General features: G+C 56.7%; 9 protein-coding genes. 3 read left to right on the forward strand and 6 right to left on the reverse strand.

Going from position 1 to position 13,953, the window contains the following annotated elements; all coding sequences use genetic code 11:
* Window positions 1–89 precede the first annotated feature (89 nt).
* The 6 genes from B9Y90_RS05195 to drpB form a co-directional block, all read right to left on the reverse strand.
* A complete protein-coding gene (locus B9Y90_RS05195; RefSeq protein WP_085540448.1) occupies window positions 90–782 on the reverse strand; it encodes a phosphohydrolase in 693 nt (230 codons plus the stop codon).
* Between the two features lie 49 nt (window positions 783–831).
* Complete coding sequence (locus B9Y90_RS05200; protein ID WP_085540449.1) at window positions 832–2,367, reverse strand: fructose PTS transporter subunit IIA; 1,536 nt, start codon at window positions 2,365–2,367, stop codon at window positions 832–834.
* A 12-nt stretch (window positions 2,368–2,379) separates the two neighbouring features.
* Window positions 2,380–4,968: a glycoside hydrolase family 38 N-terminal domain-containing protein gene (locus tag B9Y90_RS05205; RefSeq protein WP_085540450.1), complete on the reverse strand. Its 2,589-nt coding sequence runs from the start codon at window positions 4,966–4,968 to the stop codon at window positions 2,380–2,382.
* 109 nt (window positions 4,969–5,077) lie between these two features.
* A complete protein-coding gene (locus B9Y90_RS05210; RefSeq protein ID WP_085540451.1) occupies window positions 5,078–6,193 on the reverse strand; it encodes a PTS fructose transporter subunit IIC in 1,116 nt (371 codons plus the stop codon).
* Window positions 6,186–6,500 carry a PTS fructose transporter subunit IIB gene (locus B9Y90_RS05215; protein WP_039294815.1) on the reverse strand — a complete coding sequence of 105 codons (315 nt, stop codon included), beginning with the start codon at window positions 6,498–6,500 and terminating at the stop codon, window positions 6,186–6,188. Before B9Y90_RS05215 ends, B9Y90_RS05210 begins: the two co-directional genes overlap by 8 nt.
* Window positions 6,501–7,220: 720 nt before the next feature.
* Window positions 7,221–7,493, reverse strand: coding sequence for a cell division protein DrpB (gene drpB, locus B9Y90_RS05225; protein ID WP_085540452.1), 273 nt, complete (start codon window positions 7,491–7,493; stop codon window positions 7,221–7,223).
* A gap of 1,748 nt (window positions 7,494–9,241) precedes the next feature.
* Here drpB and mgtA point away from each other — a divergent pair.
* The 3 genes from mgtA (at window position 9,242) to B9Y90_RS05245 (ending at window position 13,901) form a co-directional block, all read left to right on the forward strand.
* The gene (mgtA, locus tag B9Y90_RS05235; RefSeq protein ID WP_039294828.1) at window positions 9,242–11,935 is read left to right on the forward strand and encodes a magnesium-translocating P-type ATPase; all 2,694 of its coding nucleotides are present in this window, start codon (window positions 9,242–9,244) and stop codon (window positions 11,933–11,935) included.
* Window positions 11,936–12,009: 74 nt separating this feature from the next.
* On the forward strand, window positions 12,010–12,246 hold the full coding sequence (locus B9Y90_RS05240) for a hypothetical protein (protein WP_039294831.1): 237 nt from the start codon (window positions 12,010–12,012) through the stop codon (window positions 12,244–12,246).
* A gap of 2 nt (window positions 12,247–12,248) precedes the next feature.
* Window positions 12,249–13,901: a Na/Pi cotransporter family protein gene (locus B9Y90_RS05245; protein ID WP_085540453.1), complete on the forward strand. Its 1,653-nt coding sequence runs from the start codon at window positions 12,249–12,251 to the stop codon at window positions 13,899–13,901.
* Window positions 13,902–13,953 lie beyond the last annotated feature (52 nt).

Below are 13,953 nucleotides of genomic sequence, written 5' to 3' on the forward strand. Positions count from 1 at the left end.
AACCAAAAATGGGAAAAGGGAGTGAAACTGTATCACTGATTTGACCCAGAAAGAATGGAAACAGCCCGCAGAAATGCGGGCCGGAAGGATTAAGCCTGTGATTTAAAACGCTGCAGCACCTGCTCGTCCACCTGCAGGTAGTCGCCTTTCAGCTCGGCGCACAGCTTCGCCATATAGCCGACGAGGAAATCCGCATTGTGACGCGCCAGCGCACGCCCGGCTTCGGTTTGCATTGACTCCGGCAGGCGCAGAAGCTTTTTCTGAAAATGGTCCACCGAATACTCCGTATCGTCCAGCTCACGGCGATCGGCCAGCGGATCGTCGCTGTCGAACAGTGAACGCCCTAGCGCACCGGAGACATAAAACACCCGCGCCAGGCCTATCGCCCCCAGCGATTCCAGCCTGTCCGCATCCTGCACCACTTTCGCTTCCAGCGTCTGCGGCGCTATAGCCGCGCTAAAACTGTGGGCCCGCACCGCATGGGCTACCGCGTCATACAGCTCGCGTGGGAAGTCCGGGAAATGTGTTTCCAGAATGCGCAGCGTTTCCTGCGCGGCCTGTGTTGAAGCCAGATGGCGCTCCGGGTGATTCTTTGGCAGGTTAACGATGTCGTGGAAGTAGCAGGCGGTCAGCACCACCAGCCTGTCCGCCTCCGTCCCTTCCATAATATGCTGGGCGGTTTTCCATACTCGCCGAAAATGCGCCACGTCATGGGCTTTGTCGTCCTGCGCCCAGTTCTCAATCAGATACTGCTCAAACTGCTGCCAGCGGGCAATCGGCATACACGTACTCCCCTTCTCGTGAAAAGCGCCAGTCTGAGTATAACCAGATTTATGACAGGATTATGACCTCTTCGCGGAGCACATCCACCACGGCCTGCGCCGTAGCCGCGGCCAGCAGCTTCTCACGGAAGGATTCATGCATAAGTCGCCGGGCTAAAACTGAGAAAATCCGCATATGCTGAGTCTGCTCCTGCTCACTGAGCGTCAACATAATCACCAGCTGTACCGCCACGTCCCCTCCCCAGTCCAGCGGGTCTGCCAGCCGCAGTACGGATATACTGCTGCGGGAAATCGCGGCAGACTTACAGTGCGGAATGGCGATGGAAAAGCCCAGCGCGGTGGTAAATACCGCTTCACGCTGCCAGATGGCCTGTTCGGCGAGCGTCGCAGAAAGCGCCCGCCCCTGAACCTCAAGATTGTCCGTCAGCCGCTTAATCACCTCGTGCTTGTCATGAAGCTTTTCATCCAGAAACACCAGGGCCGGGCTAAACATGCCTTCTTCACTTGCGACCACAGCAGCAAACTTTTTGCACTCCAGTTCATACCAGCGCAGCGCCACATCATCGGGTCTAGCCAGCACAAAACCATGTCCGGCGCCCAGCAAATATGTCCCCTCTCCTGCGGCAAATAGTGGCTTCGTCGAAGCCAGGCACAATAGCGGCGTCGAAAGCGCACAAGCAAGTATTGCGGTATGAGACGTTTCGCCGCCTGTCGGCATCACAATCCCCCGCAGAGATGGCCCTTGCAGCATGAGCAACTGCCCCGGCGTCAGCACGCCATCGCTAATCACCAGCGTGTCTTCGTCCAGCTGCGGCAGCCCCAGCCGCAGGTCGCCGGTCAGTTCGGCCGCAATTCGCAGGCCTAAATCAAAAACATCCAGCTCCCGCTGACGCAGATATTCACTGTCGCTTTGCCGGAAAGGCTCCCGCAGTACGTCCACCGCTTTTGCCAGCGCGGCCAGCGTATTACGGGCGTCATGCTCGTCCAGCAGGCAATCTGCAACGGTTTCATCATCCAGCAACTGACTTTGCGCATCCAGAATCTGCGCCGCCTCACCCGCTTGCTGGCCGATCTCTTCCCGTAAACGCTGCCGTGCTGCCTGCAGCGCGACAATCAGCCGCTGTTGCTGCAGGGGAAAAGGTTCCTCATCGTGCCGCAGCGCCAGCACGTTAAGATCGATCTGCTCAACAAAAACGGCCTTTGCCAGCGCCGCCCCCGGACTAACGCCCTTACCTTGCCAAACTGGGGATGCACTTCGGGAAAGAAACACCGGCAGCGGTTGCTCTTCTTCAACGGCAGCCGCCAGCGGCGAGTCACTCTGCGCGAACTCATGCTCAATAAAATAGCCAAGCGCCTGCCAGGCCGCCTGCTCGTCCGGGCCTTCAATCAGCAGTTGGCATTCATCGCCAGCGGCAACATCCGCCCCCACCAGCGCCAGCACGCTCTTAGCATCACCCTGGCGTGACTTAGTCTGGTTCACTAACGTCACCGCGGAAACAAAGCGTGAAGCTTGCCGCTCAAGTGCGCTGGCCGGCCTGGCATGAAGCCCGTTCACCAGCGGGCAACGAAATAAAAATGTCTGCATGTTGATAGCCCCTTATTCAAATGAGCGAATGAGCCAGGAAACCGGCGTACCTGCTTCGACAGCGTCCGTTGGCGTGGCAGGTATTTCCGCCAGCGTAATCTGCTGCGGCGTAGCGTTTACTGCAGGGGGAAGGTTTTCCAGCACCGTCAGGCCTGGGTTCCAGCCTCGGAGCACCAACGCCTCTTCGTTTTGCGCTTTTTTCAGGGTGCTGAAATGCAGGGCACTCTCCCAGCTCAATACGCTGAAGTGCGGCGGGAAGATTTTTCCGTGGGGATTAGTGCGAAAACGAGACCAGCCAGAGTCCAGGTAGCCCAAAGTCGGGGTGCGCCATTGCTCGATGGCCCGCCAGAACGCTGGGCTTTGCCCGTCGTTCATCGGCATGACGGCAAAATGAAACTCGTGGCGACCGGGTATTTGTGATTCCGGGGCTGGCAGCACCATGCCCGATGCCCGTCCGGGCCGCCATTCCAACGCGGGCCGCCCGAGCCAGCCCACGCTGCGGAACAGGGTAATAGCCAGCGTATCCGGCTGCCCGACGGGGATCTCGTACTCCCGCAGCCCGGCGGTCACCACACCAAGGCCACGCCGTGCCTGATGCATCATCACCAGGCTCTGCATTGGCCACAGCGAAGCAGGCATTTCCGTCCAGTTTTCCTGCTGCCAGATCTCAAGCGCACGAGGGACATTTTCGCGCTCGATCAGGCCAAAAGGTTGATCGGCAAAATGGGTGGTCTGATGCACGCCGGTCGGTAGTTCAACCTGCAAACGGTGGTCACGCAGCGTGTTGTTCACTTCGACGTCAACATCCAGCCAGGCGCTATCGTGCGGCAGGGAAATCGTCATCACCGCGTCCAGCCGCGCGTCCAGCCGCCTGGCGTGGCGTGCCTCCGCATCCACCGGCGCAGGCATATGCAGCGTTAGCTGCAGGGTGTCTTTGAGCACACCCCGCGTAAGGATGGCCTGCTGCAGGCAGCCTTCGCTGCTAATCTTCCAGTCAACCGTCGGTGGCGAATAGTTATAGTTGTCCCCCGCGTCTTCGCCGTCGACCAGCCGCAGGATGTGCGGGTAAACTTCGCCCGTGCGTTTATCTGTCAGCGTAAGCTCTCCCGCTTTATGCTCCAGTCGTAGCCAGGCATTTTCCAGGCAATCGCTCTGCCTTGCTGGGATCTCAAACCCAGCGGCTTCTCCTTCCTGCAGGTAAAAAGTTTTATAGCCGCAGGCCGGTAGCGCCCTCGCCTCCAGCAAAATATGACATTTACGATACCAGGTTGTTGTGGTGCTGTTGGACAGCTCCTGCACCACCAGCGACATGTCCTGCGGCTCTTCATGCAGCAGCTGCCAGCGGCACGGATTACCCTCGCCATCCATGATGCGAAAGTCCTCTTCCGGGGTATAAAGCGTGAGACTCACCTGCGTATCGCGCCGTGCGGGCAGCGGGTTAAAGACCACGATTTTTTTCCCGTGCTGGTTCGCCTCAATCCCTTCCGCAAGCATTTTCATGTTCAGGTCAAACAGCTGTTCGGCACTCTCTTTGCCGGACTGCAAACGCCCCTTCACCATCTGGTTGACCCGGTCTGAATTGCAGCCGCCAATGCTGTCATGAGCGTGAGATTTCATCGCCTCCCGCCAAATGTGCTCCACCGCCTGTTGCGGATAAGACAACCCCAGCCGCCAGTTGACCGCCAGCAAGGGCTCCAGCGTCTGGCTGACAAACTGTTCCAGCGAGACATTGAGCTGCTTAATATCCATTCGGGTAGAGAAAATGCCGCGATGAATACGCATGTATTTGGGGCTGAGCAGCTCGCCGCGCAAAACAGGCAGCTTGTGCTCGTCGCTCCGCAGAGCGGCGAAGAAATCGCTGAAGCTGCTACGCCTGAAATGGTATTCACTCTGGCTGGTATTCAGTTTTTCCAGCGCAGCAGGTACCGCATATTCGAACGGCGACTGATCGTTGCCGTTGGGGAGCAGGAGGTGATTCGTGGCGGAAAAACGCGCCTGCTTTTCCAGAATCGGCGGTAATTTTTCAACCAGTTCCTGCGAAGCCGTGGGCAGCCACTTTGCGCAGCCGTAGCCCCAGGGGAGCACGGCGGTGAGCACCTGCTGCCCGCCCTGCGCCTGCCAGTTAAACTCACTGGTCGGCACATCATGCTCGCTCCACCCACGCCAGAGCACCGCGCTGTCGATAGCGAACTCGCGAAGAAACATCGGTAGCTGCGCGCTTTGCCCGAATGAGTCAGGCACATAGCCCACCGGCATATAGCTGCCCCAGGCTTTACAATCCGCCAGCCCAAGCAGCAAATTGCGGGTGATTGACTCCGCACCGACGACCAGGAAATCGCTCTGCGTGTACCACGGGCCAATCAGTACCCGCCCGTCGGTAATTAATTTTTGCAGGCGTGCCCGGTGCTCTGATGCCACCTGTAAAAAATCCTCCAGCATCACCGTTTGGCCATCTAAAATAAACGGCCCCAGTGCTTCGTCTTGTTCCAGCCGGGTGATTAAATCCAGCATAAAATAATAGAGCACGACTTTTGAGTCGTTCTCGGTGAAATACCACTCTCTGTCCCAGTGTGTGTGCTGAATCAAATGCACAGTCTTCATAACATCACCTTATTGACGGCTAAGGATAAATATTTAAGGCGTAGCTATTCCCGGCATGAAATACCGTGAAAGCACAACTCATACAGTCTGAAATAAATTAACCGGGCGACTAGCGCCCTACTTTAAATTTAGGCACGGCTGTCGAAGGTTTATTTTCAACGACAGTTTCACCCCGAAACACTAATAACGACCCCACAGCAATAATCCCCGCTCCGACAGCAATAGACAGCACATAAATGGGCCATTGATCTACCGCCAGCCAACCGTAAAACCCCGAAATCGGTGCATGGTTTACCGCACCCAGGCCGACGGCCAATGCGGCCCCGGTGGCAGAACCCACCACGTTGATGATGATAATTTTGGGGTTTGCCAGCGCGAAAGGAATGGCCCCTTCAGATACGCCAATCAGGCCCATCAGCGTTGAAGCCTTACCCGCCTCACGCAGTGAAGCCGGGAAACGTTTGGCCCAGATGAGCGTTGCGACGCCGAGGCCTATCGGTGGGACGATAATTGCCACCTGTGCGGCAGTGTTGGGATCGTAAATCCCGGAAGCTAGCAGCGCCATCGCGGTGGTCACCGCCGCCTTGTTCACCGGGCCGCCCAGATCAAAACCTACCATTCCGCCCACAACGGCGGCCAGGATGATTTTGTTCGTCCCGGACATCGCCAGCAGCCAGCTTTCCATCCCGTGATTCAGCGCCGCCAGCGGGCCGCCGATAATAAACGCCATCACTATGCAGGTCAGCAGCGTGCCGCCAACGGGCAGGATAAAAATAGGGCCAGCCGAGGCCAGCGCAGCAGGCAGTTTGATCCAGGTTGCCAGCGCCCGCACGATATAACCCGCGACAAAACCGGCGGCGAGCGCCCCAAGAAACCCGGTTCCCAGACTGCTGGCCAATAGTCCCCCCACCATCCCCGGCGCCAGGCCTGGCTTATTGGCGATAGCAAAGCTGATATACCCGGCGACCACCGGCAGCATCAGCGACAGCGCCAGGCCGCCAAATCCGTCGAATTTATGCAGCATCTGCACAATGATGCTCGCCGCCTGGGCATGGCTGGCATCCCAGATATTATCAATGCCGTAGAGCGAAGCGCCGATGCGCGCAATGCCCATGATCACCGCCCCGGCGATGACAAACGGCAGCATCCACGACACCCCGGTCATAATGGCATTTTTGACTTCTTTGCCGGTCGACATCCCCGCCTCTGCCCTGAATTTAGCCATTTGCTATCTCCGCCTCTATCGCCTCAAATACGGCCTCGCCAAACTTGATAGGATCGGCCACGCTGCACTCTAGTTTCATCATGCCGTCAAAACGTTCTTTGCCGGTAATCGCCACATCAGCGGCGAGAATAACCGCGTCGGCCCGTGCAAGATCGTCAGCGGTAATTTCGTTTTCAACGCCCATGCTGCCCTGAGTTTCGACTTTCACCTCATGACCGCGCTGTTGGCCAACCAGGGCCAGCGCTTCCGCAGCCATGTAGGTATGGGCGACGCCCGTAGGGCAAGCGGCAACACAAACGATATACATAACAACTCCTTATCTGGCTGAAGAATGGCAATAAAAAAAGCACAATGGCTGAAAAGCGCATTGTGCTTTGGGGACGAACAACGGCCAGCATCGCGGCGTCTCCGGCATCACCACCGGCGTGAAGACACATCATCAGCTGATGCAGGCTGGAAATACGGCACAAGAACGAGAGTTCATAGCGTTTGCGAACGGCCAGGCGGTGCGGGCGTGCAACGCTTTGCCCTCTTTTTAATGACGGAGAATGTGAATAGCGAAGCGAATGATATAGAGTCTCTGCGCTGCACCATAGCCGGGACCAGTTCACGACACAGGCGTTATCGAGAGAATCAAAATAAACGGCGTCGTCTTTTTCCAGTTCACTCACGCTATTAAACCAGCAGCTATTATTCAGCCAAACGCGCGCCTTGTTGCCAAGCATCAGCAACATAAAGCGAAAAAGCGTTATGACCCGAACAATATAAACGCGCATAGTTTCCCCCATTAACCTTCCCGCAGTGTAGACAGTTCGAAAAATAACAAACGTGACTTTACGCACAGTTATATAAATACGAAAAACCCTCTTTTTATAATGGATAAATGACATTGAAATACACACGAAAAATTAAATGATGTCAGGGAAGAGAATGAAATAAATAGGCTGAGGCCAACGAAGAGTTTCAAAGCGGGAAGGTATACATCCTGAGCCACGCAAATGCAGGTGGCTCATCGGGCAATCTGGTTTCAACGCATTCGATTTTCCCTGGTGCGAACGGGATAAACACGCGGCCTTGTATACCACGCTATCCAGCCCAGTACCGCCGCCACGGAACCAAGCACCAGCAACCCCATCAGCGCGCCGAGAAGTTTGCCGCTGAAGGTGCCTAAATCGCCGCTGGTTACCCCGCTGACGACCCAAAAATAACGCACCATCGCCCAAACGATGTACAAACAAAAAGCATAGAACAGCCACAGCGCAATTTTGCCGCCGGGGCTGCGAGTTGGTTTCGCATCCATAACGTTCGACCTAACTTTTCAACTGAAACAAAAACGGGTTGTCGACGGCAGTTCCCCTGCCGCCTGAATGTGATTTTTATCACACTAACGGATTAGACGAACCGCTATAAGCGTTAAATTTTGTTTCAAATCAAAGTCTGCTTGGCATAAATCGGCTTTGCCAGTGGGGTTTGATTTAGCTTAAGGAAAATTCTTAATCGCGGTGAGGCCTCTAGAGAGATATCCGCACTCATGCGGGCTGGCGAATATTCCGTTCACTTCTAGTCTTGTTTCATATACAGCCACCGCACCGGTGAACGTCTTAGGGGAGTCACCGTCACTCCCCTAAGAACCCGGACTCCCGGCGAAATAAATCGACCGCTGAAGCGGCAGACCTCCGTTTTATCTCCCAGTCCTGGGTCGGCTGAGATGCGTTCCCGACGCTCTCAGCCTCCGGCCGTTCCCGACGGCCGGACCCTGGCCAGTCGGAGAGAAAACGGAGGCGATTTAAGCCGGAACCTTGCCTCGCTTCAATTCCGCAGCTACTCGGAACGTTAACGTTGCTTCAAGTCCTACAGTCACGCCCTTGTTCCCGGCTCTCATCGCCCCCGGTTATGACCCAAACAGGCGGGGTTGAGCTGTCGGGAACAGCGAAAGAGAGCGATCGTCGGGAACGAATCGCGAACGACCCCGAATGTTTGGGTGATAGCCGGTGGGTTTACCGCTTCAGCGGCGATGAGCTCGCCGGGCGCCGGGGTTTGTCAGGGGGCATGGCGTAATGCCACCTGACACGTTCACTGTAATGGTGTCAGCATATGAGAAAGAACTAAAAGTGAACGGAATTTCATTGTGCTAACATGACAATACGCTCCCTCGAAATCACCATAAAAAATACCCTTTATTCCCCTCCCTCAATATTTCCTCTCTGAAATATAAACGAACGAATTTAATTTCCATTAGCGGGTTGACAATAGTACTGCCCATGGGTAGATTTCACGGGCCGAAGTTGCGGCCTTTCCTAACCTGACATAAGAGACTAATGGATACTGAATTTAGTAGCTGCCCGAACATGGCCTTAATGGCGGTTCGGGAAAGTAAACATGAAATCGATTGTGATCACTTCTTCGTTTTGGTGTGTCTCGCCGGAGCCTGATGCTCTCGTGTTGTCCCACCTCGACCAGGGTTTTCACGGTCCCGAGGTGTGTTATGAACTTCAAATCTACCCTTTTTCCTGGTGTCAAAACAGTGACATCAACGCTGCGTGTCCGGCCGCCTCGCGATCGGGTGTTGTCCGCACGTAAAAAACAGTCAAACTCAATTTTCTCTTCGAAAATCAGTGAGTTGAATCAACGCATTACCAACTGGCGAGTCAGTCCTGTCACCGGCCAGCTGGAGCGTCGTTGCAGCTTCTCTGATGGCGAAGACCCACAAAGTCGACCCTTCGTAGCCTGATTCAGCCGTTACGCTGTCGGGTGCGTCTGCGCGCTATGCCGCAGTCCGCTTCCGTGCGCCACGCTGAGTTACGTCACTGTTGGTACCTGTTTATTCGCTGATGCTTTCTGGCATATTTTTCAGCAGGAATAAACACGTCCCAAGAAAAGAAAATATAAATTTCTCACCTGTTTATTTTTAATAAATAAATAGCGAGAAACCCTGTGCGAAATTAATTTAAAACCGATCGTTCATACGACATCGGGCTATTTTCGGCCGCCCTTAATCTGGCGTTTACCCTAAAGAGTCTGCTGCCGTCCGGCGACAGGAGCACCACCATGACTGTACAAACCAAGAACCGTAATAAAAAAAGCACGCTGTCTATGCGTGCCGCCCAGGAAGCCAAAAACGGCATCGCAGAAACCCTGGTCAACCTGAACACCACCCGGGAAGGGCTGCAGGAAGCCCACGCCAGCGCCCGGCTGGAGCGGGATGGCCTGAACGAAGTTGCCCATGACAAGCCGCCTCACGCGCTGGTTCAGCTGCTGATGGCATTTAATAACCCGTTTATCTACGTGCTCGGTATTCTCGCCGGGATCAGCTTCTTTACCGATTACTGGCTGCCCACCAGCCACGGCGAAGACGGCGACCTGACGACGGTGATTATCATCGGCACCATGGTGGCGCTCAGCGGCCTGGTGCGTTTCTGGCAGGAACACCGCTCGGCGAAATCTGCCGAGGCGCTAAAAGCAATGGTTCGCACCACTGCCACGGTTGTGCGTCGTGAACACGCGGGGCAAAAAGGAACCCCGCGTGAAATCCCGATGCGCGAGCTGGTCGTGGGCGACATCGTGCAGCTCTATGCGGGGGATATGATCCCGGCAGACGTGCGCCTGATTGAGTCCCGCGATCTGTTCATCAGCCAGGCCGTGCTGACCGGTGAAGCGCTGCCGATTGAGAAATACGACACCCTGGGCGATGTGGCGCAAAAGTCCGCGCACGATAAGGCGATCGACAGCGAAAACCTGCTGGATATCCCGAACATCTGCTTTATGGGCACCAACGTGGTGAGCGGCACCGCACAGGCTGTGGTGGTTGCCACCGGGCCACGCACTTACTTTGGCTCGCTGGCCAAAGCGATTGTCGGGAGCCGCGCGCAAACGGCCTTCGACCGCGGTGTGAACAGCGTCAGTTGGCTGCTGATCCGCTTTATGCTGGTGATGGTGCCGGTGGTGTTCCTGATTAACGGCCTGCTGAAAGGCGAATGGTGGGATGCCCTGCTGTTTGCCCTGGCGGTGGCCGTGGGGCTGACGCCGGAAATGCTGCCGATGATCGTCAGCGCCAACCTAGCCAAAGGCGCGGTGGCGATGGCGAAGCGTAAAGTCGTGGTTAAGCGCCTGAACGCCATCCAGAACCTGGGCGCAATGGACGTGCTGTGCACCGACAAAACCGGGACGCTGACGCAGGATAAGATCATTCTCGAGCACCACGTAGGCACCAACGGCCAGAAAAACGAGTCCGTGCTGGGGCTGGCCTGGCTTAACAGCTATCACCAAAGCGGCATCAAAAACCTGATGGATCAGGCGGTCATTTACTTCTCTGACAATGAGCCAAACTTCGTTAAACCGCAGGGCTACAGCAAAGTCGACGAGATGCCGTTTGATTTTGTCCGCCGCCGCCTGTCGATTGTGGTGAAGGATAGCCAGAGCAACCACCTGCTGGTGTGCAAAGGCGCCGTGGAAGAGATGCTTAGCATTGCCACCCACATGGAAGAGAACGGCAAGGTTGTCGCGCTGGATAATCAACGTCGTGACGCCATGCTGGCAATGACCAATGACTACAACAAGGATGGTTTCCGCGTCCTGGTGGTGGCCACTCGCGACATCCCTAAAGCCGAGGCGAAAAAACAGTACGGTACCGACGATGAGCACGACCTGATTATCCGCGGTTTCCTCACCTTCCTCGATCCACCGAAGGAGAGCGCAGGCCCGGCAATTGCTGCCCTGATGGACATTGGCGTGGCGGTGAAAGTGCTGACCGGCGATAACGCCATCGTCACCACCCGCATCTGCCGCCAGGTCGGGCTGGAGCCGGGCGAGCCGGTACTCGGCCCGCAGATTGAGCAACTGAGCGATGCCTCTCTTCAGCAACTGGTGGAAGAGCGCACCGTGTTTGCCAAGCTGACCCCGCTGCAGAAGTCTCGCGTGCTGAAAGCGCTGCAGGCCAACGGCCATACCGTGGGCTTCCTGGGCGACGGAATTAACGATGCCCCTGCCCTGCGTGATGCCGACGTCGGTATCTCGGTCGACAGCGGCACCGATATCGCCAAGGAATCCGCCGATATCATCCTGCTGGAAAAGAGCCTGATGGTGCTGGAAGAAGGCGTGATCAAAGGCCGCGAGACCTTTGGCAACATCATGAAGTACCTGAACATGACCGCCAGCTCCAACTTCGGCAACGTGTTCTCGGTGCTGGTCGCCAGCGCATTCATCCCATTCCTGCCGATGCTTGCGATCCAGCTGCTGCTGCAAAACCTGATGTACGACATCTCCCAGCTCGCGCTGCCGTGGGACAAAACGGACAAAGAGTTCCTGAGCAAGCCGCGCAAGTGGGATGCCAAAAACATTGGCCGCTTCATGGTCTGGATTGGCCCGACGTCGTCCATTTTTGACATGACCACCTTCGCGCTGATGTGGTTTGTGTTCAGCGCCAACAGCGAGCACATGCAGACCCTGTTCCAGTCCGGCTGGTTCGTTGAAGGCCTGCTGTCGCAGACGCTGGTGGTACACATGCTGCGTACCCAGAAAATTCCGTTCATTCAGAGCACCGCCGCCTGGCCGGTGATGATGATGACCGGGCTGGTTATGGCGATTGGGATTTACGTCCCGTTCTCTCCGCTCGGGCCGTTGGTTGGGCTGCAGGCGCTGCCGTGGCAGTACTTCCCGTGGCTGGTGGCGACCCTGCTCGCCTACTGCTGCGTGGCTCAGGGCATGAAAACGTTCTACATGCGTCGCTTCAAGCAGTGGCACTAATGCTGCGTTAAGTAAGGTAATTCGGTGCCGCTTCGGCGGCACCTTTCAGGCAAGTAACACAAGCGGAAAGCATCATGGAAAAGCAACATTCCATTATTTTCCTGATTAAAAATAAGACCATCGCACTGGTTGTCTTATTTTTAATGAAAATAACCCGCACCCTTCGCGTCCGCGCCCTGGCCTGGTTCGCCGGAGGGAAAATCAACTATCGACACGCGAAAGCGTTACTGAACCTCGCCAGCGCCATACATCGTTTTTCGATCAGGTTACTGCGTTTTGTTACACCACCCGCCCTGAAGAGGGGGAATTGATTATGTCCGGAACTACTCTGTTAATTAACCTGGCTGGCGCCATCGCTTTGCTGCTCTGGGGCAGCCATATGATTTCGACTGCGCTGCAGCGCGGCTTCGGCACGCCGCTGCGCAACTGGATGGGACGCCACCTTACCAGCCGCTGGACGGCTCTGTTCGCCGGGATCGGCATTACCGGCGTTCTGCAAAGCAGCACCGCGGTGAGCATGATGGCGACGTCGTTCACCGCCGCCGGGACGCTGAGCCTTGCCCCTGCCCTGGCGGTGATGCTCGGCGCTAACATCGGCTCCACGCTGGTGGTGCAGCTGATGAGCTTCAATATGGAAATGGCCATCCCGCTGCTGCTGTTGGCCGGGTTTGTGGTCTTTAAGCTGCGCGACCATTCCAACTTTGAGAGCGTGGGCTGCGCCCTGATTGGCCTCGGTTTGATGCTGCTTGCCCTGCATTTACTGAGCGGCACGCTGGCGGAAATCGAAGTCACCCCGGTGTTTCACGCCGTCATGCAGGGGCTGCAGGGGGATATATTAATTGCCCTGATGGTGGCCGCGATCCTGACGCTGCTGTGCCACTCCAGCGTGGCGATTATTTTGCTGATTGCTTCCCTCGCAGCCACCGGCGCGATGGGGGCAGAAACAGCGCTGATCCTGGTGATGGGGGCCAATATTGGCGGGGCGCTGCCGCCGGTACTCAACGCGGGCTCCGCCGTGGCTCGTCGCCTGCCCGTGGGCAACCTGATTGTTCGCCTGGCCGGCTGCGCGCTGGCGCTGTTACTGCTCCCGCTGCTGACGGATCTCGCGCAGAAGTCCGGGCTGAGCACGCCGCAGCTGGTGGTGTGGTTCCACACCGCGTTTAGTGCCGTACTCGCGCTGCTGTTTATTGGCCTGACCGCGCCGATGGCTCGTTTCCTGGAGCGTCTTTTCCCGGAAGAAGAGCGCGTGGGCGACCCTGGGATGCCGATGTATCTGGACGATGCCGGCCTCGAAGTGGCTTACATCGGCCTGTCCAACTCAGTCCGCGAATCGCTGCGCGCCGCCGACATGCTAACCATCATGCTGGACCGGCTGCTGGTGCTGTTTGTCACCCAGGAAAAGCAGGCCGCCGATGAAATTCGGCAGCTCGATCAGTCGGTGGATCTGCTCAGCGCTGCGGTGCGTGCTTACCTGGCCGATATCAGCCACGACGGGCTGAATGACGCGGATGCCGATCGCGCCCAGGAAATCCTGATGTTCATCATCAACTTCGAGCACGCGGGGGACATTCTTTCCAGCAACCTGACCCAGTTGGCAACACGCCGGGCGCGCCGGGGCGAACTGTTTAATGACTTTGAGTTGCACAATATTCGCCTGCTACACGCGGAGATCCTCACCAGCCTGCGCCTCGGCATCGCCGCGTTTATGCGTGAAGATTTATCCGCGGCCCATCAGCTGGTGCAGCGCAAAGAAACCATTCGTCAGCTCGAGGCTTCCGCCAGCCGCGAGCACTTCAAAAAACTGCGAGAGGACAAAAATGCCTGGGCGGAATCCGGCGACATTTTCCAGCGAGTGCTGCGGGACTACCGCCGCGTGCATCACCACATCGCGGCCGTGGCCTACCCGGTGATCGACCGTCTGGGCGATAAGTCGCTGCGCTTTATCGAAACGCCGCCGGACGCTTAAAAAACAATAACCGCCGCAAGGTGGACGAAGCATCTTTTCAAGGAAAGCAACG

Source organism: Cedecea sp. NFIX57 (assembly GCF_900177785.1).
In the GTDB taxonomy this organism is placed as follows: Bacteria; Pseudomonadota; Gammaproteobacteria; order Enterobacterales; family Enterobacteriaceae; genus Cedecea; species Cedecea neteri_C.

Bases quoted from the DNA above. Each gene is read 5' to 3' on its own strand.
- B9Y90_RS05210 (WP_085540451.1), bottom strand. From the start codon at position 6,193: ATGGCTAAATTCAGGGCAGAGGCGGGGATGTCGACCGGCAAAGAAGTC.
- B9Y90_RS05215 (WP_039294815.1), bottom strand. From the start codon at position 6,500: ATGTATATCGTTTGTGTTGCCGCTTGCCCTACGGGCGTCGCCCATACC.
- B9Y90_RS05240 (WP_039294831.1), top strand. From the start codon at position 12,010: ATGGAAAAGCAACATTCCATTATTTTCCTGATTAAAAATAAGACCATC.
- B9Y90_RS05200 (WP_085540449.1), bottom strand. From the start codon at position 2,367: ATGCAGACATTTTTATTTCGTTGCCCGCTGGTGAACGGGCTTCATGCC.
- drpB (WP_085540452.1), bottom strand. From the start codon at position 7,493: ATGGATGCGAAACCAACTCGCAGCCCCGGCGGCAAAATTGCGCTGTGG.
- mgtA (WP_039294828.1), top strand. From the start codon at position 9,242: ATGACTGTACAAACCAAGAACCGTAATAAAAAAAGCACGCTGTCTATG.
- B9Y90_RS05205 (WP_085540450.1), bottom strand. From the start codon at position 4,968: ATGAAGACTGTGCATTTGATTCAGCACACACACTGGGACAGAGAGTGG.
- B9Y90_RS05245 (WP_085540453.1), top strand. From the start codon at position 12,249: ATGTCCGGAACTACTCTGTTAATTAACCTGGCTGGCGCCATCGCTTTG.
- B9Y90_RS05195 (WP_085540448.1), bottom strand. From the start codon at position 782: ATGCCGATTGCCCGCTGGCAGCAGTTTGAGCAGTATCTGATTGAGAAC.